Genomic DNA, 21,199 nt, shown 5'->3' with positions numbered 1-21,199 from the left:
GTAAAAAGAGCCTCTTATGACTAAAATCATAAAAGATAGGCGGTACAAAAATATAAATTTAGCCTATACTTTTATATCTAATTTCTGTTTTTGCTCCACTTTTTCCATTAGCTTTAGTATGTCAACTCCGTTTTTCTCAAGCTGCATTAGCTCCTTAAGATAGGCAAATTTCTCATCTTTGTTGATGTCGTAAGTAGCCAGTTTCTCGCTTCGTCCGATCACTGAAGCATAGACTTTGTTGCCATCAAGTTTGTCCGTATTTTGCACATTATAAAGCGAGAGCACGCCCTCTACCACCTCTTTAAAATCCGCCCCACTCTTCATGCCAGCTTTCATAAGCGTAAGAAATCTCTGTCTGCTCTCTTCATCAGTGAAATTTATATTTTGTAGAGTTTGATACTCAACTGGAGGCTTATTTGTACTAGTTAGCATGGAGATAGCCTTTTTACCTATTGTGATACTCTCCACACCGACTCTTTCGCCAAGATACTGCCTAAGCGCATAATCAATCCACTTATCTTTAAGCTCATCTATGCTTAGGTCTTTATCAAGTATCTCAAACCCTTCCACGTGGCTCTTGTGGCCAAGCCCAAGAAGTGTGTTACCATCAAGTTTTGATGTGTACTCTTTTGCAAAGAGATCGACATCTGTTGGATAATATCCTATGATCTCTTCGTGAGCTCTGCCAAAGCCAAGTGCTTTGGTCTGATTGATAAAATTTTTGAGATCATTTATCTCATCTTGGTTGACTTGTTTGTCATATCCCATGAGCTTGCCCCAGATGCTTATCTTGCCATTAGCAGCTATGCCTGATAACGAGAAATTGCTAGCAAATGTTAGATTCTCACTATTTTTTTGAAATTTTGTCGTATTTGTTTCATTTAAATTTATTGGCTCACCTCTAGTATCGGTATAACTTTTTCGTTCATCAACCAAACCGCTAGATAAATCATTTAAAGAATTTTTGTCTATATTGGATTTAGTATTTTTAGTATCAAGCTCTTGTGCTCTACTACTTTGTGAGCCAACATAAAAATTTGTCCCAACTCCATTTACACTACCTATCATCTCAAATCCTTTGAAATTTATAAGATATTTGAAACAAATATCGTCTTTATAAAATAAAAATTTAGTAAAGAGTTCAAAGGTAAAAATTAAATATGATTTTAGATTAAAAGATTTACAACTTTTAACTATAAAATTTTATGGTTTTGGTTAATAATTTTGATAGATAATTAAAGAAATTTATAGCTTTTGAAAACTTTTGAAAGAAAGGTCTATTTTAAAAATAGGAATTTTATATTCAAGAAATTAAAAAGAGAGCCGAAGCTCTCTAATAATTATTCAGCTACTAGCTCTATATAAGCCATCTCTGCCGCGTCGCCTCTACGAACACGAGTCTTGATGATTCTTGTATAGCCACCATTGCGCTCTTTAAATTTTGGAGCTACTTCAGTAACTAATTTATTTGTTGTTTCTTTATCTTGTAAAGAAGCAAATACTGCTCTATGAGCGTTAGAGTCACCTTTTCTAGCTCTTGTGATCAGCTTTTCAACATAGCTTCTAAGCTCTTTTGCTTTTGGTAAAGTCGTCTCTATCTTTTCGCTTTTGATGATAGCTATCGCCAAATTTTTAAGCAATGCAGATCTATGAGATGACGTTCTACCAAGTTTGCGATATCCGTGTTTATGTCTCATCTATTGTCCTTTTATTCTTTTACACTCATTTGTGCTTTAAGCTCGGTTATTTTCCTTCTTAGTTGCTCTTTGCCATCTTTTAACACATCGGCACCAACTGGATAGCCTATCTCTTCCATAACCGCTTTAATCTCTTCAAGAGATTTTTTACCTAAATTTTTAAGCTCTTTAAGCTCATTTTCGTCCATTAGCGCAAGCTCGCCGATAAATCTAATATCAGCTTTGTCAAGGCAGTTAAAACTTCTAGCACTTAAATTTAGATCTTCTACGCTAGAAAGTAACTTTGAAAACTCACCACCTGCACTTGAGCTAGCAACTGGAGTACTAACATTAATATCCAAAATTCCTTTAAATACTGACATTTGTTGATACATAGCTTCTAAACAATTTTTAAAAGCCTCTATCGGACTAACTTGACCATCAGTTGTTATAGTAAATACGATCTTTTCATAGTCTGGATCATCCTCAACCAAGACATTTTGTATATCATAAACTGCTTTTTTAACAGGTGTAAAGAAAGCATCAAGTGCGATATAGTCGTCTTCAATCTCTTCTCTGATCTCTTCACTAGGAACATATCCGATACCTTTTTGAATGATAACTGAAAAATTTAACTCAGCATCTTCGTTTATTGTAGCAAGGTATGCGTCTGGGTTAACGATCTCAACTAGATCATTATTTAGATCAGCCCCAGTTATCTCTTTTGGTCCTTTAAAGCTATACTCTATAACTTCGCGCTCGCTGGTGCTTTTTAATTTAAATCTGATCTTTTTCAAATTTATAATAAAAAAAGCTACGTCCTCTAGCATACCTCGCATACTATCAAATTCGTGACTAACGCCTTTTATCTTTACACCAATAGGAGCAAAACCTACTGTACTTGTGTAAAGAAGACGACGCAATGGGTGAGCCAAAGTAACAGCATAACCTGCTTCAAAAGGGTACGCTGTAATGTTAGCAACATTTTCACTAACACTTTTAACTTCAATTTCAGTTGGCATATAAGCTGATGTAGTAATCTTTCTCATCTTTATACCCTCTATTATTTTGAATAAAGCTCTACTATAAATCTTTCCTCAACAGGAATGATAACCTCTTCTCTTTCTGGATTTCTAGTGAAAATTCCAAATTTTTTCTCTTTTTCAACATCTACCCAAGCAACAATACCAGTTTGTGCTGTAAGATCTATCGCACGAACAATTTGTGGATTGTTTTTAGATTTTTCGATAATCTCTACTTTTGCGCCAGGTTCAACTCTGTAAGATGGTATATCTACTCTTTTGCCATTTACTAAAATATGTCCGTGAGTTACAAGCTGGCGAGCAAAACGACGAGTCGTTGCAAAGCCCATTCTATAAACAACATTATCTAATCTCTGTTCTAATAGTTGAACCAAAAGAGCACCAGTGTTGCCCTCGCGGCGTGCTGCTTCTTGGAACAATCTTCTAAATTGTTTCTCTGAAACACCATACATAAATTTAGCTTTTTGCTTCTCACGAAGTTGTAAGCCATATTCGCTTATTTTTGCTCTTCTTTGTCCGTGTTGTCCTGGCGCATAAGGTCTTTTTTCTAAAGCGCTTTTACCAGCAAGTCTTCTTTCGCCTTTTAACGCAAGAGACACACCAAGACGTCTTTCTAATTTTTCAACAGGTCCTGTATATCTAGCCATAATAATTTCTCCTAATTTTCTCTAATTATACGCGGCGGCGTTTTGGCGGTCTACAACCATTGTGTGGTAAAGGTGTAATGTCTTTAAAGAAAGATACTTTAATTCCTTCAACAGTTCCTACACTTTTAACAGCCGTTTCACGTCCGCTACCTGGACCTTGAACCTTAATACCAACTTCTTTTATACCATGCTCTTTTGCTTTATTTAGAGCATCTTCAACTGCCTGCTGAGCTGCATAAGGAGTTGATTTTTTACTACCTTTAAAGCCTAAGCCACCTGCACTACTCCATGCAATAGCATTTCCCATTTCATCAGTTACAGTTACCATAGTATTATTAAATGTTGCGCTGATATAAACGATACCTTTGGCTATACTTTTTCTAACTACTTTTTTCTTAACAATTTTTCTTTTCGCCATTTATTATCCTTTAACCCTTGCCTTACTTAGTAGCTGCACCGACAGTTTTACGTCTGCCTTTTCTGGTTCTAGCATTAGTTTTAGTCTTTTGACCACGAACAGGAAGACCTTTTCTGTGGCGAAGACCTCTATAACTTCCAAGATCCATAAGAGCTTTGATATCCATAGCAACTTGTTTTCTCAAATCACCCTCAACGATATGATGCTCTTGAATTTCTTTACGGATGGCTGCCGCTTCGTCTTCACTAAGCTCATAAACTCTCTTGTCGTAAGAAATTCCAGCTGCGTCAAGAATTTGACGAGATTTATAAAGACCTATACCATAGATATAAGTCAAACCATACTCTATTCTCTTTTTGTTTGGTAAATCTACACCTGCAATACGTGCCATGCCTTATCCTTGTCTTTGTTTATGTTTTGGATTTTCGCAGATAACACGAATTATGCCACTACGTTTGACAATTTTACATTTGTCACACATCTTCTTTACAGAAGGACGAACTTTCATTTTAGTCTCCTAAAAATTTATTCCACTTTTTTAGGGGCTGCATCAGGTCTAAAGAAAGAATCTAGACCAACTATTTTCAAAATAAGTGGGGAACTTTGAAAATAATTCTTCATACAGCTTTTCGCAAAGCTTGGATTTTATCCAAAACCAGCTTTAAATTTACTTAGCATATTTGCCAAGAGGCTAAATTTACTTATATCTATAAGTGATCCTGCCCTTATCTAGGCTATATGGCGTAAGTTCTACTTTTACGCGGTCGCCAGGCATTATCTTTATATAATGCATTCTCATTTTTCCGGCGATATGACATAAAATTATATGTTTGTTGTCAAGCTCAACTTTAAAAGTTGCATTTGGCAGTGCTTCAACAACATTTCCATCAATCTCAATGACATCGTCTTTTGCCACAAACTCTCCTTTCTTTAAATTTTTACTATAAATTTTATGCTTGGCTTAAAATTTCGGCTTTACCATTAACTATCGCCATGCAATGCTCATAATGGCTAGTTCTCAAACCATCTTTTGAGGTTACTTTCCAGTTATCACTTCCCAAAACTGGCGTGCCGTCTTTTTGGCAGATCATTGGCTCTATACAAAATACCATTCCTTCTTTTATCTTTGGTCCAGCTTTTGGGTTATGCCCCTCAAGATAGTTTGGAATTTCTGGCTCTTCGTGTGGCCTTTTTCCTATACCGTGACCGCAATATCCACGTAAAGGCACATAACCTCTACCAAGAATAAATTTCTCAAGCTCATAGCAAATTTCTTTAAAATGCATACCAGCTCTTATATAGTCAATCGCAAAATATAGTGCATCTTTTGAGCAAGCGATCAAAGCCTCGTCTTCTTTTGAAATTTTACCAACTCCAAATGTCCTAGCCGAATCACCAAAATAACCATCTAAATTTGAGCCGATATCAACGCTAACGATATCACCCTCTTTTAGCTTATACTCATTTGGGATTCCGTGGATCACCACTTCATTGACGCTTATGCAAGCTGCATTTGGAAAGCCATAAAGACCTTTAAAAGCAGGTTTTGCCCCAGCAGCCCTTATCATATCTTCACAAATTTTATCTATCTCAAGAAGGGAAATTCCAGGCTTTATAATCGTAGAAATGTGATCAAGAGTTCGAGCGACGATCTTGTTCGCCGCTCTCATTTTCTCTATCTCAACCGGTCTTTTTAGCGTGATAGCCATTTTATAGACCTACTGCACTTAGAGTTTGGTATTTGTTTGTATAAGACTGAGCTTCTATACGCCTCATAGTATCCAGAGCGACAGATACCACGATAAGTACTGACGTGCCACCAAAATAAAATGGTACACCCATAGTTTTTACAAGTACCCATGGTAAGGTTGAGATGATGCCTAGATATAAAGCACCGCCCAAAGTTAGCCTGCCAGCTACTTCATTTAGATAACTAGCTGTACTCTCGCCTGGTCTAACACCTGGGATAAATCCGCCTTGTTTCTTTAAATTTTCACTTATATCTTTTGTGTTAAATACGATCGATGCATAGAAAAACGCAAAGAAGATGATAAATAAAAATGTTAAAACGTTAAACATATAGCCATTTGGACTTAAAAAGTCGTTGATAGCTTGGATGATCGGATTTGTACTAGCTTGTAAAATAGTACTAGGAAACATCAAAATCGCACTAGCAAATATCGGTGGAATAACACCGCTCAAATTTACTTTGATCGGTATATAGTTCATTATACGTTTGTTTTGATTTTCCATTATCACTTTTCTTGAGTAAGAAATAGGGATACGCCTTTCGCCCATCTCGACAAATATAATAGCACCAATAGTAGCTAATATAATCACCAAAATAGCGATAACTGTTAGGAAATTCATCTCAGAAGTATTTACCAAATTTACAGTTCCACCGATCGCACTAGGTATACCAGAGACGATACCAGCAAAGATGATAAGACTTATACCATTGCCTATACCACGTTGTGTTATTTGCTCGCCTATCCACATAAGTAGCATAGTTCCAGTTAGCATAGACACGGCAGAGATCGCGATAAATAAATTTATATCTATCATGATAGCTTGTTCGCCACCACGTCCGCTTAAGCTTTGAAGTCCGATAGAAACACCGATTGATTGTACAAGAGTGATAACGATGGTTGCATAACGTATGATTTGCATATATTTTTGCATACCGTCACGCTCTTTTTTCATCTGACCTAATTTTGGAAATGTTGCTGCTAAAAGCTCCATAATGATCGAAGCTGTAATATAAGGCATGATACCCAGAGAGATAATACTTAAACGCTCAGCAGCTTTACCACTAAACATATTAAACAGACCCAAGGCATTGCTATTGTTTGAATTGAAGAATTCTTTAATTACGTCGACATTAACACCAGGAACTGGCACATAAGCCAGTATCCTGTATGCGAACAAAAATGCCAACGTGATTAAAATCTTGTTGGTCAGTGTTTTATCCATTATTTTGTTCCGCTAACGCTAACGTTCTCGTCTTTAATCTTTGAAGCAAGAGCTTTTGCACTTGCACCGATTAGTTTTATCTTAGTAACGCTCTTTGAAATTTTATGAACGCTAGCTATTGTTGCTATTGAAATTTCAGCAAGCTCTTTTATTGCTGCAATTTTCTCGACATTAATAACATAAGGTTTTTCAAATTTAGAAGTAAAACCTACTTTTGGAAGACGTCTTTGAAGTGGTTGCTGTCCGCCCTCAAAACCTCTTTTCTCATTGTAGCCTTTTCTTGCTCTTTGACCTTTATTACCTTTGCCAGCAGTTTTGCCATTGCCACTGCCTTGGCCACGACCTATTCTTTTGGTTGCATGAGTTGAACCTGCAGCAGGTGTTAATTTTTCTAATGCCATCTTAACTCCTTTCTCTTAGCTTTTTAGCAAACTAAGTGCTTTTATAGTAGCACGAACGACGTTTGCTGAGTTGTTTGAGCCAAGTGATTTAGTAAGGATATCCTTAATACCTGCAAGCTCGATAATAGGACGTGCACTACCACCAGCGATAACACCAGTACCCTCACTAGCTGGGCGAAGTAGCATTCTACTTGCGTTGTATTTTACCTCTACATCGTGAGGGATAGTTGTGCCTTTGATCTTAACATGGATAATATTTTTAAATGCGTCGTCAATCGCTTTTCTCATCGCATCTGGTACCTCTTTAGCTTTACCATAACCAAAGCCAACTAGACCATTTCTATTACCAACAACAACTAAAGCTGTAAATCTAAATCTACGACCACCTTTAACAACCTTTGTAACCCGACCGATATCGACGATTACTTCTTCAAATTCTTCTCTATTATATTTTTCCATCGATTTTCCTTTGGGTTATAGCTTGATGCCATTTTCTCTTAAAGCTTCAGCAAATGCTGCGATAACGCCATGGTATAAATAACCATTTCTATCAAAAACTGCAACATCTATCTTCTTAGCTTTTAAAGCCTTAGCAAATTCTTTAGCTAAAGTGACCGCACCTTCTTTATTTGCTTTTATGCCTATTTTTCTACCATCAACTGCAGCTAGTGTAGTAGCTGTAACGTCGTCAATCGCTTGAACATAAAGAGTTCTGTTTGATTTGAAAATAGAAACTCTTGGGCAAGTTGCAACACCAGAAATTTTACCTCTGATTCTTCTTTTTCTCTTAATTCTAAGAGCGATTTTTCTTTTTAATACTTTTGCTGTCATTTACCGCTCCTTACTTCTTAGATGTCTTGCCCGCTTTGCGGATGATGCGTTCTTCTAGATATTTAACGCCTTTGCCTTTATATGGCTCAGGTGGTCTAAATCCTCTAACTTGAGCAGCCACTTGACCTACTACTTGTTTGTCATCGCCTTTGATAGTAATAACGTTTTTCTCAACACTAGCTTCAACGCCTGCTGGTAGCTCATAGTTGATAAGGTGTGAAAAACCAAGAGAAAGCTCTAAAATTTTACCTTTTGCAGCTGCTTTGTAACCAACGCCGTTGATCTCAAGCTGACGAGTAAATCCCGCAGTGATACCAGTTACGATATTATTAGCAAGTGCTCTATATGTTCCCCAGTAAGCTCTACTTTGGCGATCTTCGCCTTTTGGAGCAAAAACTATATGACCATTTTCTATCTTGACATCAACGTGACCTTTTGTGTCAAGCTCTTTTATATGATTGCCCTTTTTAAATTTTAGGACATTATTTTCAACGCTAACGTCTACACCACTTGGGATAGCGATAGGCTGTTTTCCAATACGTGACATTTTTTTCCTTTACTTGTCTAGGGTGTTCCTACATTTACGAATAAACACCACAATGCCGTAAATTTTATCGTCAAATTTGACGAAACCTTCATTTGAATTTCTAAATTTAGCTTTGGCAAAATCTAAAATTTTACCAAGCTAAAGATTTAACCTTAAAATCATAAGGTTAAATAGCGTTTAATTCAGTTTATTACCAAACCGTACAAAGAACTTCGCCGCCAACTCCAGCTTTACTTGCTTCAATACCACTCATAACGCCTTTGCTTGTGCTAACGATAACTGTTCCGTAACCATTTTTAAAACGCTTAATGTCGTCTTTGCCTTGATAAACACGGCGACCAGGTTTTGAAACCCTTTTAAGCTCGTTTATAACGCTTCTGCCGTACTCATCATACTTTAAAACTACATTTATAAATTTCTTGTTACCTTCTTCGATAACGTTGTAGCTCTCTACATAGCCTTTTGCTGCAAGGATAGAAAGAGTAGCCTCAACAACCTTAGAATGAAGCAATTTCGCAGTTTCAAGCTTTCTCATACTTGCATTTCTAATGCGTGTTAATCCATCTGATATTAAATCGTTTAACATTTCTCTTCCTTACCAACTTGCTTTTTTAAGACCAGGTATTAGGCCTTCGTTAGCCATTTTTCTTAGGCAAACACGGCAAATTCCAAAATCTTTATAAACAGAGTGCGGACGACCGCAAATTTGGCATCTAGTATAGCCACGAACCGCAAATTTTGGCTTGCGTGCAGCTTTTGCTATCATTGATTTCTTTGCCATTTTACTTTCCTTTTGCAAACGGCACACCAAATAGCTCTAGCAATTTGAATGCCTCTTTATCATTTTTAGCCGTAGTAGCAATCGTAATATTCATACCATGAGTTCGTAAAATTTTATCATACTCAACCTCTGGAAACATTAGCTGCTCACTAAGACCGAAGTTATAGTTTCCACGTCCATCAAAACCATTTTTTGGAAGACCACGGAAGTCTTTAACTCTTGGAAGAGCAACGCTGATTAGCTTATCTAAGAAAGCATACATTTGCTCTTTTCTCAAAGTTACTTTGATACCAACAGGAAAACCCTCGCGAACTTTAAAGCCAGCAACTGATTTTTTAGCATCAGTGATAACCGCTTTTTGTCCAGCGATAAGTGAAATGGTATCAGCCATATTTTGAAGCACTTTCTGATCTTTCGCAGAGTCTCCAGCACCTACACTGATCACGATTTTCTCAAGCGCAGGGATAAGCATTGGATTTTTGATGTCAAATTCTTTTACGAGAGCTGGCTTGATAGTTTCGTTAAATTTATCTTTTAATCTACTCATATCTCTTATCCTTCAACTTTCGCGACATTTGATATGTCAATTGGCATCTCTTTATTTACGTGGCCACCATTTGGAGTTTTTTCGCTTGGTTTGATAGCTTTTTTAGCTATTTTGCATCCCTCAACTATAACCTGACCTTTTTTTGCAAGAACTGCTAAAATTTTACCAGTTTTGCCTTTATCGTCACCAGCGATGATCTTAACGGTATCGCCTTTTTTGACTTTAAATTTTACATTAGCCATTATAAAACCTCCGGAGCTAGCGAAACAATCTTCATAAAGTTAGCATATCTAACTTCACGTCCAACTGGTCCAAAAATACGAGTGCCGACTGGCTCTTTTTTGCTATCAAGTATAACAGCTGCGTTCTCGTCAAAGCGGATTAGCGAACCATTATCTCTTTGAACCTCTTTTTTAGTTCTTACAACAACAGCTTTTACAACCTGTCCTTTTTTGATCTTACCATTTGGAAGAGCTTTTTTAACAGAGCAAACTATGATATCGCCAAGTGTAGCGTATCTTCTTTTGCTGCCGCCAAGAACTTTTATACACATTAACTCTTTTGCACCACTATTATCAGCAACTGCAAGTCTTGTAAAACTTTGAATCATTACTCAACTCCCTTTGCCAATACAGCTTTTAAGCGAAAATTCTTGCGAGCTGAAAGTGGTCTGCACTCGATCGCAACAACCGTATCGCCTGCTCTTGTCTCATTTTTCTCATCGTGAACTAAATATTTTTTAAAGCGTTTTACAAATTTATGGTATCTTGGATGCATAACGCGTCTTTCTACCAAAATAGTAGCTGTTTTATCTCCAGCTTTTTGTAAAACAACACCTTGAATTTCTCTTTTTAATGCCATTTTACGCCCCTTGTCTTGTTGCACTAATTGCAGTGTTGATCTGAGCTATCTCTTTGCGAACAGCACTAATCTCATTAGGGTTGCTTAACTGCATAGTTTTTAGCTTTTGTCTTAAAGTAAATAAAAGCACCTTTTTCTCTTTTAGCAACGCGTTTAATTCTGCAACGCTCTTATCTTTTAACTCAGTATATTTCATTTTCACTCTCTCGCGTTACAAATTTTGATTTGAAAGGAAGTTTGTGTAAAGCCAAAGTTAGAGCTTCACGAGCTAGCTCTTCGCTAACACCAGCCATTTCAAATATTATACGACCAGGTTTGATATTCATAACCCACTCTTCAACTCCAGCCTTACCTTTACCCATACGAGTTTGTAGAGGTTTTTTAGTAAGTGGCTTATCAGGGAAAACCCTAATCCAAATTTTAGCCTGTCTTTTTACGTGACGAGTTAGAGCTTGACGAGCAGCTTCTATTTGGCGAGAATTTATTCTGCCAGCTTCAACAGCTTTAAGTGCAAATTCGCCAGTTGCTAAAGATGCTCCACGAGTCGCATAACCACGGTTGCGACCTTTCATTTGCTTACGAAATTTCGTTCTTTTAGGCATCAACATAATTATTTACCTCTTCTTGCTCTACGTGTTTTCTTAGGTGCTTCTTCTTCAGCTTTCTCAGGTTGAACACCTTTTTGAAGAACTTCACCTTTAAAAATCCATACTTTAATACCTATGTTTCCATAAGTCGTATGAGCCTCAGCTACACCGTAATCTATCTTTGCTCTAAGAGTATGAAGCGGAACGCGACCTTCTAGATACCACTCGGTTCTTGCCATCTCAGCACCACCTAAACGACCAGCAACTGAAATTTTGATACCTTTAGCGCCTGATTTTTGAGCACCTTGGATAACTTTTTTCATAGCACGTCTAAATGCGACACGCTTTTCAAGTTGCATAGCTACGTTTTCAGCAGCAAGTTGAGCTGAAGCTTGAGCTTTTCTTTCTTCTTTGATATTTACATTTACTTCTTTACCGATAAGTTTGCTAACTTCGTTCTTTAGGTTTTCAACATCTTGACCTTTTTTGCCGATGATGATACCAGGACGAGCTGCAACTACGGTTACACGAAGTTTTTTAGCCGTTCTTTCGATTAGAATTTGGCTGATTCCTGCATAGTAAAGTTTTTTCTTTAAAAATGCACGAATTTTGTAATCTTCACCGATATTTTCAGGAAGACTTTGTTTGGTTGGAAACCATCTAGATTCCCAGTTGCGGTTAATTCCTAGTCTAAGACCTATTGGATTTACTTTTTGTCCCATATTATGCTTCCTTCTTTTCAGGTTTAGATACTTCTACCATTACATGAGAAGTAGGTTTGCGAATTTTGCTCGCTGTTCCTCTTGCTCTTGGTCTAAATCTCTTTAATACAGGACCAGCATCAATGCGGCAACTAGTTACTACAACCTCTTCTGGCTCAAATCCGCCATTTGCTACTGCTGAGCTAATAGCGTTTGCTATAAATTTAGCACCACGATTTGGCATAAATTGCAAGCTTGCAAGCGCTAGCTCGGCATTCATGCCTTGAACTTCTCTTGCTATAAGTCTTGCTTTTGTAGGAGAAAGTCTTACGAATTTTATAATTGCTTTACTCATATTATCTCCCCTTACTTGCCGATTTTCTTTTGCACTGAGCCTTTGTGACCCTTAAATGTGCGTGTTGGAGCAAATTCGCCAAGTTTATAGCCTATATGATTTTCTGTAACATATACAGGAATAAAGCTCTTGCCATTATGAACGTTAAATGTTAGTCCAATCATTTCAGGTACAATCGTGCTACGTCTTGACCAAGTCTTGATTGGTTTGTTATCGTTTGCATTTTTTGCGGCAATAACTTTTTTCATTACATGATCATCTACGAAAGGACCTTTTTTGAGTGATCTTGCCATCTCTATTTTCCTTTCCTTCTTGAAATTATAAGCTTATCGCTAGCTTTTTTACGGCGAGTCTTAGCACCTTTAGTTGGTTTACCCCATGGAGTAACTGGGTGACGGCCTGAATTTTTCTTACCTTCACCACCACCGTGTGGGTGATCAACTGGGTTCATAGCAGAACCACGTGTTTGTGGGCGGATACCGCGGTGGCGATTACGTCCAGCTTTACCGATAGTGATATTAGCCCAGTCTTCGTTGCCAACTACACCAATACTTGCCATACACTCAGCTAGTACTTGTCTCATCTCGCCACTTGGCATTCTTAAGATAACATACTTCTCTTCTTTACCCATTAGCTGAGCATAACCACCAGCTGAACGAGCTATCTGAGCGCCTTTACCAGGTTTTAGCTCTACGTTATGAACGATAGTACCAACTGGGATAAATCTTAATTTCATAGCGTTGCCTGGCTTAATATCTAGTGAACCCTCATCAATAGATGCGATAACATCGCCAACATTTAGGCCATTTGGTCTAATAATATAGCGCTTTTCACCATCTTTGTAAGCTATAAGAGCGATACGGCAGTTTCTATTTGGATCGTACTCGATCGCTTCAACTTTACCTTCTATACCAAATTTACGACGTTTGAAATCAATGATACGATAAAGTTTTTTTGCACCTGCTTCTTTGTGTCTTGAAGTTATACGACCATTGTTATTTCTGCCACCAGATGCAGGTATTTTAACAAGCAAGCTTCTAACGCTTGGTTTAGCTGTTATATCTTCAGAGCTTAGTCCAGTCATATATCTACGACTAGGTGTATATGGTTTATATGATTTTATAGCCATCTTACGCCTCCGTATTTTCTAGGCTTACGCCTTCAGGTAACTTAACGTAGAATTTTTTTATCTCGTCACGCTGACCTGCTCTTCCTCTAAAACGCTTAACTTTGCCGCTAATTCTAAGTGAATTTACGCGAACAGGCGTTACTCCAAAATACTCTTGTAAAACCGCTTTTAAGCTGTTTTTTGTAACTCTTGGTGAAGTTTGGATAACAACAACGCCTTGTTCTTGAAGGCCTAGAGTTTTTTCTGTATAAATAATTGTTTTGATATCAGTTATATCCGCCATTTTAGCCCTCTTTTGTTATAGTTTTTAGTGCAGCTTTTTCAATGATAACCGAACTAAATGTAGAGACAAGATAAGCATTTACCTCATTCGCATCTACTACATAGCAGTTTGCTAAATTTCTAAAAGCAAGTAGTGTTTTATCGTCTAGTAAATCTTTAACGATAAGTGCGTCTTTTACTTTTAAATTTTTGATGATATTAGCTGCATCTTTTGTCTTTCCAGACTCGATTGAGATGCTATCTACTGCGAAAATTTTACCATCTTGTGCTTTTACTGCCAAAGCGTACTCAAGAGCTAGTCTTTTTTGTTTTTTATTGACTTTTTGAAAATAGTTTTTCTCGTTTGTTGGACCAAATGCAACTGCACCGCCTACCCAAACGTTAGTTCTAGTTGAACCCGCTCTTGCACCACCACGTCCTTTTTGTCTCCATGGTTTTTTACCACCACCGCTTACAAAAGCACGGCTTTTAGTGTGAGCCGAATTTGCTCTTATACCAGCAAGGTAAGATTTTACATAAAGATATAGGTTGTGCGGATTTACTTCAGCGTAGCTTGCAGGAAGCTCTAACTCGCCTGAATTTTCAAATTTATCGTTTAATACGTGAATTTTACTCATTTTACAATCCTTATTTTACCCATTGCACCATTGTGACCAGGAACGCAACCTTTTACAACTACGATGCCATTTTGAGCGTCAAAGCTTATTAGCTCGTTTTTAACAGTAACTTTCTCATTACCCATATGTCCTGCCATTTTCATACCTGGTTGAACACGACCTGGCCATTCGCAGTTACCAATTGAACCGTGGCGTCTGTGGAAACGTGAGCCGTGGCTTTTTGGACCACCACCAAAACCATGTCTTTTTACCACACCTTGGTAGCCTCTACCTTTTGAGTTAAAGCTAACTTTTAAAATTTTAGCCTCATTTAATGGTGTAAAGTCTAGGTTTCCAACTTCGCTATTAGCTACTTCAAGCGTAGCAAATTTGTTAAATTCTGCGGTCAGATTGTATTTTTTTTGCTGACCAGCGATAGCTTTGTTGTTTGCTTTAGTGTGGGCATACGCTACGATAGCACGTTTGTTTTCGTCGATCTCACATACTTTAGCCTCAACTAGCTTAAGTAGTGTAACTGGCGTACTCTTCGTGGCAATCGTTCTACTCATGCCTATTTTTTCTACAATATATTCCATACTCTTATCCTTTTGTCCGCTTATTTCATCGCACGAACTTCGACATTAACTTCTGGAGCTAGGTCGAGTTTTGTTAGGCTATCTACAGTTTCTGGAGTAGCAGCTACGATGTCAAGCATGCGAGCGTGTATTCTCATCTCAAACTGCTCACGTGAGTCTTTGTTGATGTGTGGAGATTTTAAGACTGTATAGCGTTTGATCTTTGTAGGCATTGGTACCGGGCCACGAACGTCGGCACCTGTTCGTTTGACAGCTTCTACGATTGCTGCAACAGTGCGGTCTAGAACTCTATGGTCGTAAGCTTTTAGCTTTAACCTGATTCTTTCCATGTGTTTTCCTTTAAAAAGAACTTGTCGCAAACTCGCGACCTCTTTACATCAAAATAACTCGCATAGGATCAAGCGATCGTACGAGCAAAGACGCTTGTCTTTTCGTAAAGAGAACGCGATTTTACAAAAAAGCTATTATAGTTGTCAAGAAAAACGCTATTTTTTGATGAATTTTGATTAATTATTTCCTTTTAATAAGGAATATATAAAATTTAAAAAGATAAGATTCCAAGAAATTAAAATTTTAAAGAGAAAAGATGCCGATCTTTAATCCAAAATTCTTACTAACCCAAGATCAAGACGAGGAGAAGCTTAAAAAGCGTTATATAAATTTGCAAATGTATCAGGCAAAAGCTAGCGACATTAAGAATTTCAAAGAAGAGAAATTTCAAACACAGTTTCTAAAAGATATCTTTGAAAACTGCCTTGGCTACACTTTGGACACTACTAATCCTACAAATTTCAATCTTGAACGTGAGAAAAAGAACGAAACTGACGGCAAAAAAGCAGATGGGGCGATACTGATAAATGGCGAAGTTAGATGCGTGATCGAGCTAAAAGATCAGACCACACAGCATCTTGATAAAACTCCGTCCAACCGCGAGCTTAGCCCGGTAGATCAAGCTTTTCGCTATTTTATCTCACATGAAAATGCCAAATATGTCGTTGTTTCAAATTTTAATGAACTGCGCTTTTACATCGGCAATAAAACAACATTTGAAAAATTTGACCTTTTTACAGCAAGCTTTGAGGAGTTTAAGAAGCTTCATTTACTGCTTAGATTTGAGAGCATTAGCACGGATCTGCCGTTAAAGCTAAAAGAGAAATTTGCCACTCACGAGCGCGAAATTTCAAATAAATTTTATAAAGACTTTAGCGCATTTAGACTTGCTCTTTTCAAAAATATTTGCAAAAACAATGCTAGTATTGATAAAAATAGGCTTTTAAGCCTGACTCAAAAACTATGTGATAGGTTTGTCTTTATACTATTTGCCGAAGACCGCGGACTACTAAGACTTCGCACGATAGCCGAGATAAAAGATAAATTTCAAAACCAAGTTACTGAGCTTAGTTTTTATGACTTTTACAAAATTTACTTTAAAGCCATTGATGAAGGCAGTGAACGTCTTGATATCAAACGCTACAATGGCGGACTTTTTGCCACAGATACTGAGCTTGATGCACTAAAGATAGACGATAGCGTGCTTGAAGCGCAGTTTTTAAGTGACTATGACTTTTTAAGCGACATCGGTGTAAATATCCTAGGGCATATCTTTGAAAGCTCACTAAACGACCTTGAAGAGCTAAATGCACAAATAAATGGTAATGAATTTGATGCTAAACAGAGCAAACGTAAAAAAGATGGCATATTTTATACGCCAGAGTTTATAACAGAATTTATAATTGAAAATTCGCTTGGTGTGCTTTGTAAAGCCAAAAAAGATGAGCTAGGGCTTGATCTAAATGAGCTACTAGCACCAAAAAATCCCAAAAAATTAACCAAAGCAGAAAGTGAGATCAAAGATAAAATTTATGCTTACCGCGAGTGGCTCTTATCTCTTAAGATACTTGATCCAGCTTGTGGCTCTGGTGCATTTTTGAACCAAGCTTTAGAATTTCTCATTAACGAGCATAGCGCATTAGACACTTACCGCAAAGTATATGAGGGCGAGGGCTTGGGACTTTACGATATAGAAAGCACTATTTTAGAAAATAACCTTTACGGCGTAGATATAAATGCCGATGCAGTTGAGATCGCCAGACTATCTCTTTGGCTCCGCACAGCTGCAAAAGGACGAGTTTTAACAGATCTTAGTAAAAATTTAGTAGCTGCAAACTCGCTTTTAGAATTTCCTTTTGACTTTAAATTTGATGTCGCTATCGGCAATCCTCCCTATGTCAGACAAGAGGCAATAAAAGAGCAAAAGCCAGCTCTACAAAAATATAAAGTTTATAGTGGCACGGCTGATTTGTTTGTCTATTTTTATGAGCTTGGCATTACGCACCTGAAAGAAGATGGGCTTTTAGGCTTTATATGTTCAAACAAATTTTTCCGTGCCAGCTATGGTGAGAATTTACGTAAATTTATATTAGAAAATACGCAAATAACACACATTATTGATTTTGCTGGGGTTAAAGTTTTCGAAGATGCGAGCGTAGATAGTGCGATTACTATTTTTAGAAAAATAAGAGCCGGTGAAAATTCAAAATTTAATTTCCTAGCTTCAAGCACCATAAATTTAAAAACGCAAAAATTTATCCAAATACCACAATCCACGCTAAACGAAACAAATTTCACTTTCCTTGATAAGAGCAAATTTGAGCTAAAAAATAAAATCGAAAAAGTCGCAAAGCCATTGAAAGATTGGGATGTGAATATTTATCGTGGAATTTTAACTGGATTAAACGAAGCTTTCATTATTGATAGCGACACTCGTGATAAAATTTTAAATAACTGCGTTGGAGAAGAAAGAGAACAGATACAAAAGCTCATTAGACCGATCTTACGAGGTCGAGATATAAAGCGTTATGACTATGAGTGGGCTGGGCTGTGGCTCATTTGCACTTTTCCGGCGTTAAAGATAGATATTGAAAATTTTCCAAGTCTTAAGGGATATTTACAAACTTTCTTGCCTTATATAGCACAAAGTGGCGAAACTATAAATGGTAAAAAATGCCGCAAAAAAACATCAAATAAATGGTTTGAGACGCAAGACAATATCGCTTATTATGAAGAATTTGAAAAAGAGAAAATTTTATGTGCAAAAATTGTGCAAAGTCCAAAATTTGCTTACGATACAAATAATAATATTCCAAACAATACTGCATATTGCATAACTGGCGAAAATCTAAAATTTTTATTAGCCTTTTTAAATTCAACAGCTGTTTATAAAATTTTCAACTTTTTCTATGCTGGAGGCGGACTTGAAGGCGAAATAACAACAAATCGCTTAGAAATTTTGCCTATCCCCCAAATAACACCACAAAATGAAAATTTAGCAAACGAGATAATAAATTTGGTCGATGAAATTTTAAAGGCAAATGAAAAAATCAAGCTTTACGAGAAGCACATGTCTACTTTGAGTCTTGATGAAAAGCTAGAAGCCAAAGAAAATATCGACGCGCTAAACGACAAAATCAAGGCAAGTGACGAAAAAATAGACAAACTTGTTTTTGAGCTTTATGAACTAACAAGCGATGAGATCGCGCTTATAGCAAGGGGGGGGGGAATTGACGGTATAGCAAAAATTTACATATACATCTTACAAAGGGGAGAAAATGAACCAATTAGAGCTTTATTACAATCAGCCGCTTAAATCAAGTAAATTTATCCCCAGAAAATACGAAATCATCTCGCCAAAGACGCTTATAATAGGCGCCATTTCAAGTGGCAAAACAGCCCTTGTTTATGAGTTCTTGAGCCATTATAAAAGCGAGGAGAGGCTTTATGTAAATTTAGATGATCTAAGGATAGACAGAGCCTTGCTTTTAGCAAATTTGAAAGAATTTTTAGAAAAAAATACCCAGATAAAGGTTCTTGCAGTTGAAAATTTACAAGCTGCTGACCTTGCAAATTTAGGCTTTTTAAAGGGCGCAACACTTGAAAATATCATCCTTACAAGCAAGGAATTTTCACTCACGATTGACGGCTTTGCTCGCATAAATTTAAACTATCTCGATTACGAGGAATTTATACTATTTTTTAAGAAAAATTTGGACCAAGACCTACTGTTTAGCTATTTTTTGGCTCACGGCAACGAGATAGCAAGTGCCTTTTTAGACTCCAGCGAGGTCACGGCACACTTGCAGCAGCTCTTAAAAGCAAATTTAAGCGAGCAAAGCATTGCGATTTTAAAAGAATGTGCTCCAAAATGCCACGATGTGCTTAGTACTTTTGGTATCTACAAAAACCTAAAAGAGCAGATGAAAATCTCAAAAGATAGTGTCTATAACGCGGTAACCAGCCTTAATGAAAATGGCTTTATAGAATTAGTACCAAATTTAGATGAGAGCAGCACGAGCAAAAAGCTCTACTTTACAAATTTTGCACTTCGTAACGCTTTATACCTAAAAAAGGATTTTTTAGCTGTCTTTGCAAATGTCGTTTTTTGCGAATTACTTAAATTTAAAGATGAAATTTACTATACAAAAGAGATTGATTTCTTCCTTAATAAAAGGAAGATCGCGATCATCTGTGTACCGTTTTCTGCACCAGAGATCATCTTTTTAAAATTTAAAAAACTCCACGCAAGCTTAAAAGAGCTGGGTGTAAGTAAGCTTCAGATAATCAGCGTCGCAAACCAAGCTGAGCTTAGCTTTGAGGGCATAAAATGCGAAATTTTGCCATTTTCTAGGTGGAGTCTAGGTTTATAAATTTAAACCTTTATTTGATTATTGTTTTAAAAGCTTAAAGTAAAGAAGCTATAATCAACAAAACTATGAAGGACGGACATGAGAGCATTTATTGGGATTTTTATACTTATAGTAAGCCTATTTGGCTATGAGATAAATCACGAAAACTGGGCAAAATTTTATAAATTTATTGGCGAGGCAAATGGTATAAAATTTGAAGTTTATATGAACTATTTTAAAGATGAATTTGAAAATTTTAAGCAAAGTAAGAGCTTTAAAGTGCCAGCCAAGATAAGCGGACATATCTTTTTTGATGGTACAAAATACGACTATGAAAAAGGTAATCTTGAGCAAAATAGTAGTGAAATTTCATTGCTAAATGCTGTATCTGATAAGATAAATTTAGACGTTAAAAATGAAAATGGTGAGCTAAAGGGCAAAATCATCGTTAAAAACAAAGCCTATAATGCGACTATCAAAAAAGAAAAAGAGTATGAAATGCTAAATATTGGCATACAAATGATCGAAGCAAATGGCACGAGATACGAAGCTATAATTAACGACATATTTGCCAAAGAATCGGCTAAAAAAAATAAAAATAAATTACTCTCGACACTTTATGACCTAAAAAGCGAACGTAAAAAATGGCCAAATAACCAATTTGAAAGCCTAGACAACATCTACTATATAAATGACAAAATAAAAAGCATCTGCACCTATAAAAATAATAAAACTAGCTGCGATGTCGTCTTACTTAAAACCAACAAAAAGCTAAAGTTAAAGCAGATTTTTAAAGATATGAACGATCCTCATCTAAAAGCAATCCTAGCAACAGCAGGTGTTAGCGAAAATTTTGTACTTTCGCCACTTGGGCTTACCTTTTTAAATGAGGAGCAAATTAGCGTGCCACTTGATGAGCTAAGACCTTACTTTAGCGATGAAATCGGACTTTAATGGCAAAAATTTGTGGCATAGATGAGGCTGGACGTGGGGCTTTAGCTGGGCCTTTAAGCATAGCAGCCTGCGTGCTAAATAAAGAAATTTCAGGCTTAAACGACTCCAAAAAACTAACCGCAAAAAAGCGCGAGGAGCTTTTTAAAGAGATTATAAAAAGCTCAAATTTTCTCATCATCTACTTCTCAAATGCGCAAATAGACGAACTTGGGCTAAGCGAGTGCTTAAGGCGAGCGCTCAAAATTTTTAAGGCGCATTTTGAGGACTTTGAGATCATTTACGATGGAAATTTAGACTATGGCGTTGGTATCACAACAATGATAAAGGCTGATAGCAAAGTCGCTGGGGTAAGCGCTGCTAGCATATTAGCAAAGGTTAGCCGTGATAGTTTGATGAAAGGCTGGGATAAAATTTACTCAAAGTATGGCTTTGCTGGGCACAAAGGATACGGCACAAAGGCACATCTAGATGCTATTGCTAAGTTTGGCTATTCAAGCCTTCATAGAAAAAGCTTTGTAGTAAAATCTTTTGAAAAATCTCTATTTGACTAAGATTAATTATCTAAGCATCAAATAGATGCTTAGATAACGCC

General features: G+C 36.9%; 34 protein-coding genes. 4 read left to right on the top strand and 30 right to left on the bottom strand.

Annotation, left to right across the window (positions count from 1 at the left end; genetic code table 11):
- Positions 1-63: 63 nt before the first annotated feature.
- The 30 genes from ATCC51562_RS04910 to rpsJ form a co-directional block, all read right to left on the bottom strand.
- Positions 64-1,068 carry a hypothetical protein gene (locus tag ATCC51562_RS04910; RefSeq protein ID WP_021091092.1) on the bottom strand — a complete coding sequence of 335 codons (1,005 nt, stop codon included), beginning with the start codon at positions 1,066-1,068 and terminating at the stop codon, positions 64-66.
- 272 nt (positions 1,069-1,340) lie between these two features.
- Positions 1,341-1,697, bottom strand: a complete 357-nt coding sequence (gene rplQ, locus ATCC51562_RS04905; protein ID WP_002941584.1) for a 50S ribosomal protein L17 — start codon at positions 1,695-1,697, stop codon at positions 1,341-1,343.
- 11 nt (positions 1,698-1,708) lie between these two features.
- The gene (locus ATCC51562_RS04900; RefSeq protein WP_021091119.1) at positions 1,709-2,725 is read right to left on the bottom strand and encodes a DNA-directed RNA polymerase subunit alpha; all 1,017 of its coding nucleotides are present in this window, start codon (positions 2,723-2,725) and stop codon (positions 1,709-1,711) included.
- A 14-nt stretch (positions 2,726-2,739) separates the two neighbouring features.
- Positions 2,740-3,366, bottom strand: a complete 627-nt coding sequence (gene rpsD, locus ATCC51562_RS04895; RefSeq protein WP_021091074.1) for a 30S ribosomal protein S4 — start codon at positions 3,364-3,366, stop codon at positions 2,740-2,742.
- Positions 3,367-3,391: 25 nt separating this feature from the next.
- Positions 3,392-3,784 carry a 30S ribosomal protein S11 gene (rpsK, locus tag ATCC51562_RS04890; protein WP_021091081.1) on the bottom strand — a complete coding sequence of 131 codons (393 nt, stop codon included), beginning with the start codon at positions 3,782-3,784 and terminating at the stop codon, positions 3,392-3,394.
- A gap of 22 nt (positions 3,785-3,806) precedes the next feature.
- Positions 3,807-4,175, bottom strand: coding sequence for a 30S ribosomal protein S13 (gene rpsM, locus ATCC51562_RS04885; RefSeq protein WP_002941610.1), 369 nt, complete (start codon positions 4,173-4,175; stop codon positions 3,807-3,809).
- Positions 4,176-4,178: 3 nt separating this feature from the next.
- The gene (rpmJ, locus tag ATCC51562_RS04880) at positions 4,179-4,292 is read right to left on the bottom strand and encodes a 50S ribosomal protein L36 (RefSeq protein ID WP_002941545.1); all 114 of its coding nucleotides are present in this window, start codon (positions 4,290-4,292) and stop codon (positions 4,179-4,181) included.
- Between the two features lie 189 nt (positions 4,293-4,481).
- The gene (infA, locus tag ATCC51562_RS04875) at positions 4,482-4,700 is read right to left on the bottom strand and encodes a translation initiation factor IF-1 (RefSeq protein ID WP_002848031.1); all 219 of its coding nucleotides are present in this window, start codon (positions 4,698-4,700) and stop codon (positions 4,482-4,484) included.
- A 34-nt stretch (positions 4,701-4,734) separates the two neighbouring features.
- Positions 4,735-5,493 (bottom strand): type I methionyl aminopeptidase, encoded by a 759-nt coding sequence (map, locus tag ATCC51562_RS04870; RefSeq protein ID WP_021091100.1) that lies wholly within the window; start codon positions 5,491-5,493, stop codon positions 4,735-4,737.
- 1 nt (position 5,494) lies between these two features.
- Positions 5,495-6,757 carry a preprotein translocase subunit SecY gene (gene secY / locus ATCC51562_RS04865; RefSeq protein ID WP_035167388.1) on the bottom strand — a complete coding sequence of 421 codons (1,263 nt, stop codon included), beginning with the start codon at positions 6,755-6,757 and terminating at the stop codon, positions 5,495-5,497.
- Positions 6,757-7,158 carry a 50S ribosomal protein L15 gene (rplO, locus tag ATCC51562_RS04860; RefSeq protein ID WP_021089212.1) on the bottom strand — a complete coding sequence of 134 codons (402 nt, stop codon included), beginning with the start codon at positions 7,156-7,158 and terminating at the stop codon, positions 6,757-6,759. Before rplO ends, secY begins: the two co-directional genes overlap by 1 nt.
- A gap of 15 nt (positions 7,159-7,173) precedes the next feature.
- Positions 7,174-7,617 carry a 30S ribosomal protein S5 gene (gene rpsE, locus ATCC51562_RS04855; protein ID WP_002941646.1) on the bottom strand — a complete coding sequence of 148 codons (444 nt, stop codon included), beginning with the start codon at positions 7,615-7,617 and terminating at the stop codon, positions 7,174-7,176.
- Positions 7,618-7,632: 15 nt separating this feature from the next.
- Positions 7,633-7,989: a 50S ribosomal protein L18 gene (gene rplR / locus ATCC51562_RS04850; protein WP_021091120.1), complete on the bottom strand. Its 357-nt coding sequence runs from the start codon at positions 7,987-7,989 to the stop codon at positions 7,633-7,635.
- Positions 7,990-7,999: 10 nt separating this feature from the next.
- Positions 8,000-8,536 (bottom strand): 50S ribosomal protein L6, encoded by a 537-nt coding sequence (rplF, locus tag ATCC51562_RS04845; protein ID WP_021091127.1) that lies wholly within the window; start codon positions 8,534-8,536, stop codon positions 8,000-8,002.
- A gap of 190 nt (positions 8,537-8,726) precedes the next feature.
- The gene (gene rpsH / locus ATCC51562_RS04840; RefSeq protein WP_021091129.1) at positions 8,727-9,122 is read right to left on the bottom strand and encodes a 30S ribosomal protein S8; all 396 of its coding nucleotides are present in this window, start codon (positions 9,120-9,122) and stop codon (positions 8,727-8,729) included.
- A gap of 9 nt (positions 9,123-9,131) precedes the next feature.
- Positions 9,132-9,317 carry a type Z 30S ribosomal protein S14 gene (locus tag ATCC51562_RS04835; protein WP_002941532.1) on the bottom strand — a complete coding sequence of 62 codons (186 nt, stop codon included), beginning with the start codon at positions 9,315-9,317 and terminating at the stop codon, positions 9,132-9,134.
- Between the two features lies 1 nt (position 9,318).
- On the bottom strand, positions 9,319-9,864 hold the full coding sequence (gene rplE / locus ATCC51562_RS04830) for a 50S ribosomal protein L5 (RefSeq protein WP_002941643.1): 546 nt from the start codon (positions 9,862-9,864) through the stop codon (positions 9,319-9,321).
- A gap of 5 nt (positions 9,865-9,869) precedes the next feature.
- Positions 9,870-10,106: a 50S ribosomal protein L24 gene (rplX, locus tag ATCC51562_RS04825; RefSeq protein WP_002941666.1), complete on the bottom strand. Its 237-nt coding sequence runs from the start codon at positions 10,104-10,106 to the stop codon at positions 9,870-9,872.
- Positions 10,106-10,474 (bottom strand): 50S ribosomal protein L14, encoded by a 369-nt coding sequence (gene rplN / locus ATCC51562_RS04820; RefSeq protein WP_021091075.1) that lies wholly within the window; start codon positions 10,472-10,474, stop codon positions 10,106-10,108. The genes rplX and rplN overlap by 1 nt, the downstream gene beginning before the upstream one ends.
- Complete coding sequence (gene rpsQ / locus ATCC51562_RS04815; protein WP_021091107.1) at positions 10,474-10,725, bottom strand: 30S ribosomal protein S17; 252 nt, start codon at positions 10,723-10,725, stop codon at positions 10,474-10,476. The genes rplN and rpsQ overlap by 1 nt, the downstream gene beginning before the upstream one ends.
- A gap of 1 nt (position 10,726) precedes the next feature.
- Complete coding sequence (gene rpmC, locus ATCC51562_RS04810) at positions 10,727-10,921, bottom strand: 50S ribosomal protein L29 (RefSeq protein ID WP_002941625.1); 195 nt, start codon at positions 10,919-10,921, stop codon at positions 10,727-10,729.
- The gene (gene rplP, locus ATCC51562_RS04805) at positions 10,908-11,333 is read right to left on the bottom strand and encodes a 50S ribosomal protein L16 (RefSeq protein ID WP_021091116.1); all 426 of its coding nucleotides are present in this window, start codon (positions 11,331-11,333) and stop codon (positions 10,908-10,910) included. Before rplP ends, rpmC begins: the two co-directional genes overlap by 14 nt.
- A gap of 2 nt (positions 11,334-11,335) precedes the next feature.
- A complete protein-coding gene (rpsC, locus tag ATCC51562_RS04800) occupies positions 11,336-12,034 on the bottom strand; it encodes a 30S ribosomal protein S3 (RefSeq protein WP_021091105.1) in 699 nt (232 codons plus the stop codon).
- Between the two features lies 1 nt (position 12,035).
- Positions 12,036-12,368 carry a 50S ribosomal protein L22 gene (gene rplV / locus ATCC51562_RS04795; RefSeq protein ID WP_021091093.1) on the bottom strand — a complete coding sequence of 111 codons (333 nt, stop codon included), beginning with the start codon at positions 12,366-12,368 and terminating at the stop codon, positions 12,036-12,038.
- 11 nt (positions 12,369-12,379) lie between these two features.
- Positions 12,380-12,661 (bottom strand): 30S ribosomal protein S19, encoded by a 282-nt coding sequence (gene rpsS, locus ATCC51562_RS04790; protein ID WP_002941639.1) that lies wholly within the window; start codon positions 12,659-12,661, stop codon positions 12,380-12,382.
- Positions 12,662-12,663: 2 nt separating this feature from the next.
- Positions 12,664-13,497, bottom strand: a complete 834-nt coding sequence (gene rplB, locus ATCC51562_RS04785; RefSeq protein WP_021091121.1) for a 50S ribosomal protein L2 — start codon at positions 13,495-13,497, stop codon at positions 12,664-12,666.
- Between the two features lies 1 nt (position 13,498).
- Positions 13,499-13,780 (bottom strand): 50S ribosomal protein L23, encoded by a 282-nt coding sequence (locus tag ATCC51562_RS04780; protein WP_002941535.1) that lies wholly within the window; start codon positions 13,778-13,780, stop codon positions 13,499-13,501.
- A 1-nt stretch (position 13,781) separates the two neighbouring features.
- The gene (gene rplD, locus ATCC51562_RS04775) at positions 13,782-14,396 is read right to left on the bottom strand and encodes a 50S ribosomal protein L4 (protein ID WP_012140561.1); all 615 of its coding nucleotides are present in this window, start codon (positions 14,394-14,396) and stop codon (positions 13,782-13,784) included.
- Positions 14,393-14,971 carry a 50S ribosomal protein L3 gene (gene rplC / locus ATCC51562_RS04770; RefSeq protein WP_002941563.1) on the bottom strand — a complete coding sequence of 193 codons (579 nt, stop codon included), beginning with the start codon at positions 14,969-14,971 and terminating at the stop codon, positions 14,393-14,395. The genes rplD and rplC overlap by 4 nt, the downstream gene beginning before the upstream one ends.
- Before the next feature lie 20 nt (positions 14,972-14,991).
- Positions 14,992-15,300, bottom strand: coding sequence for a 30S ribosomal protein S10 (rpsJ, locus tag ATCC51562_RS04765; RefSeq protein WP_009295257.1), 309 nt, complete (start codon positions 15,298-15,300; stop codon positions 14,992-14,994).
- Between the two features lie 257 nt (positions 15,301-15,557).
- Here rpsJ and ATCC51562_RS09420 point away from each other — a divergent pair, with 257 nt between their 5' ends.
- The 4 genes from ATCC51562_RS09420 to ATCC51562_RS04745 all read left to right on the top strand — a co-directional run bounded on the left by ATCC51562_RS09420 (position 15,558) and on the right by ATCC51562_RS04745 (position 21,158).
- On the top strand, positions 15,558-18,617 hold the full coding sequence (locus tag ATCC51562_RS09420) for an Eco57I restriction-modification methylase domain-containing protein (protein WP_021091122.1): 3,060 nt from the start codon (positions 15,558-15,560) through the stop codon (positions 18,615-18,617).
- Positions 18,580-19,674, top strand: coding sequence for an ATP-binding protein (locus ATCC51562_RS04755; RefSeq protein WP_021091132.1), 1,095 nt, complete (start codon positions 18,580-18,582; stop codon positions 19,672-19,674). The genes ATCC51562_RS09420 and ATCC51562_RS04755 overlap by 38 nt, the downstream gene beginning before the upstream one ends.
- Before the next feature lie 78 nt (positions 19,675-19,752).
- Positions 19,753-20,607 carry a hypothetical protein gene (locus ATCC51562_RS04750; protein WP_021091131.1) on the top strand — a complete coding sequence of 285 codons (855 nt, stop codon included), beginning with the start codon at positions 19,753-19,755 and terminating at the stop codon, positions 20,605-20,607.
- Complete coding sequence (locus ATCC51562_RS04745) at positions 20,607-21,158, top strand: ribonuclease HII (RefSeq protein WP_021091115.1); 552 nt, start codon at positions 20,607-20,609, stop codon at positions 21,156-21,158. The genes ATCC51562_RS04750 and ATCC51562_RS04745 overlap by 1 nt, the downstream gene beginning before the upstream one ends.
- Positions 21,159-21,199 lie beyond the last annotated feature (41 nt).

Source organism: Campylobacter concisus ATCC 51562, assembly GCF_000466745.1.
Taxonomy (GTDB): Bacteria; Campylobacterota; Campylobacteria; order Campylobacterales; family Campylobacteraceae; genus Campylobacter_A; species Campylobacter_A concisus_B.
This window is presented reverse-complemented; position numbering and strand designations above follow the sequence as displayed.

Coding starts and splice junctions, on each gene's coding strand:
- ATCC51562_RS04910 (WP_021091092.1), bottom strand. CDS start 1,068: ATGATAGGTAGTGTAAATGGAGTTGGGACAAATTTTTATGTTGGCTCA.
- rplQ (WP_002941584.1), bottom strand. CDS start 1,697: ATGAGACATAAACACGGATATCGCAAACTTGGTAGAACGTCATCTCAT.
- ATCC51562_RS04900 (WP_021091119.1), bottom strand. CDS start 2,725: ATGAGAAAGATTACTACATCAGCTTATATGCCAACTGAAATTGAAGTT.
- rpsD (WP_021091074.1), bottom strand. CDS start 3,366: ATGGCTAGATATACAGGACCTGTTGAAAAATTAGAAAGACGTCTTGGT.
- rpsK (WP_021091081.1), bottom strand. CDS start 3,784: ATGGCGAAAAGAAAAATTGTTAAGAAAAAAGTAGTTAGAAAAAGTATA.
- rpsM (WP_002941610.1), bottom strand. CDS start 4,175: ATGGCACGTATTGCAGGTGTAGATTTACCAAACAAAAAGAGAATAGAG.
- rpmJ (WP_002941545.1), bottom strand. CDS start 4,292: ATGAAAGTTCGTCCTTCTGTAAAGAAGATGTGTGACAAATGTAAAATT.
- map (WP_021091100.1), bottom strand. CDS start 5,493: ATGGCTATCACGCTAAAAAGACCGGTTGAGATAGAGAAAATGAGAGCG.
- secY (WP_035167388.1), bottom strand. CDS start 6,757: ATGGATAAAACACTGACCAACAAGATTTTAATCACGTTGGCATTTTTG.
- rplO (WP_021089212.1), bottom strand. CDS start 7,158: ATGGCATTAGAAAAATTAACACCTGCTGCAGGTTCAACTCATGCAACC.
- rpsE (WP_002941646.1), bottom strand. CDS start 7,617: ATGGAAAAATATAATAGAGAAGAATTTGAAGAAGTAATCGTCGATATC.
- rplR (WP_021091120.1), bottom strand. CDS start 7,989: ATGACAGCAAAAGTATTAAAAAGAAAAATCGCTCTTAGAATTAAGAGA.
- rplF (WP_021091127.1), bottom strand. CDS start 8,536: ATGTCACGTATTGGAAAACAGCCTATCGCTATCCCAAGTGGTGTAGAC.
- rpsH (WP_021091129.1), bottom strand. CDS start 9,122: ATGTTAAACGATTTAATATCAGATGGATTAACACGCATTAGAAATGCA.
- ATCC51562_RS04835 (WP_002941532.1), bottom strand. CDS start 9,317: ATGGCAAAGAAATCAATGATAGCAAAAGCTGCACGCAAGCCAAAATTT.
- rplE (WP_002941643.1), bottom strand. CDS start 9,864: ATGAGTAGATTAAAAGATAAATTTAACGAAACTATCAAGCCAGCTCTC.
- rplX (WP_002941666.1), bottom strand. CDS start 10,106: ATGGCTAATGTAAAATTTAAAGTCAAAAAAGGCGATACCGTTAAGATC.
- rplN (WP_021091075.1), bottom strand. CDS start 10,474: ATGATTCAAAGTTTTACAAGACTTGCAGTTGCTGATAATAGTGGTGCA.
- rpsQ (WP_021091107.1), bottom strand. CDS start 10,725: ATGGCATTAAAAAGAGAAATTCAAGGTGTTGTTTTACAAAAAGCTGGA.
- rpmC (WP_002941625.1), bottom strand. CDS start 10,921: ATGAAATATACTGAGTTAAAAGATAAGAGCGTTGCAGAATTAAACGCG.
- rplP (WP_021091116.1), bottom strand. CDS start 11,333: ATGTTGATGCCTAAAAGAACGAAATTTCGTAAGCAAATGAAAGGTCGC.
- rpsC (WP_021091105.1), bottom strand. CDS start 12,034: ATGGGACAAAAAGTAAATCCAATAGGTCTTAGACTAGGAATTAACCGC.
- rplV (WP_021091093.1), bottom strand. CDS start 12,368: ATGAGTAAAGCAATTATAAAATTCGTAAGACTTTCTCCTACAAAAGCA.
- rpsS (WP_002941639.1), bottom strand. CDS start 12,661: ATGGCAAGATCACTCAAAAAAGGTCCTTTCGTAGATGATCATGTAATG.
- rplB (WP_021091121.1), bottom strand. CDS start 13,497: ATGGCTATAAAATCATATAAACCATATACACCTAGTCGTAGATATATG.
- ATCC51562_RS04780 (WP_002941535.1), bottom strand. CDS start 13,780: ATGGCGGATATAACTGATATCAAAACAATTATTTATACAGAAAAAACT.
- rplD (WP_012140561.1), bottom strand. CDS start 14,396: ATGAGTAAAATTCACGTATTAAACGATAAATTTGAAAATTCAGGCGAG.
- rplC (WP_002941563.1), bottom strand. CDS start 14,971: ATGGAATATATTGTAGAAAAAATAGGCATGAGTAGAACGATTGCCACG.
- rpsJ (WP_009295257.1), bottom strand. CDS start 15,300: ATGGAAAGAATCAGGTTAAAGCTAAAAGCTTACGACCATAGAGTTCTA.
- ATCC51562_RS09420 (WP_021091122.1), top strand. CDS start 15,558: ATGCCGATCTTTAATCCAAAATTCTTACTAACCCAAGATCAAGACGAG.
- ATCC51562_RS04755 (WP_021091132.1), top strand. CDS start 18,580: ATGAACCAATTAGAGCTTTATTACAATCAGCCGCTTAAATCAAGTAAA.
- ATCC51562_RS04750 (WP_021091131.1), top strand. CDS start 19,753: ATGAGAGCATTTATTGGGATTTTTATACTTATAGTAAGCCTATTTGGC.
- ATCC51562_RS04745 (WP_021091115.1), top strand. CDS start 20,607: ATGGCAAAAATTTGTGGCATAGATGAGGCTGGACGTGGGGCTTTAGCT.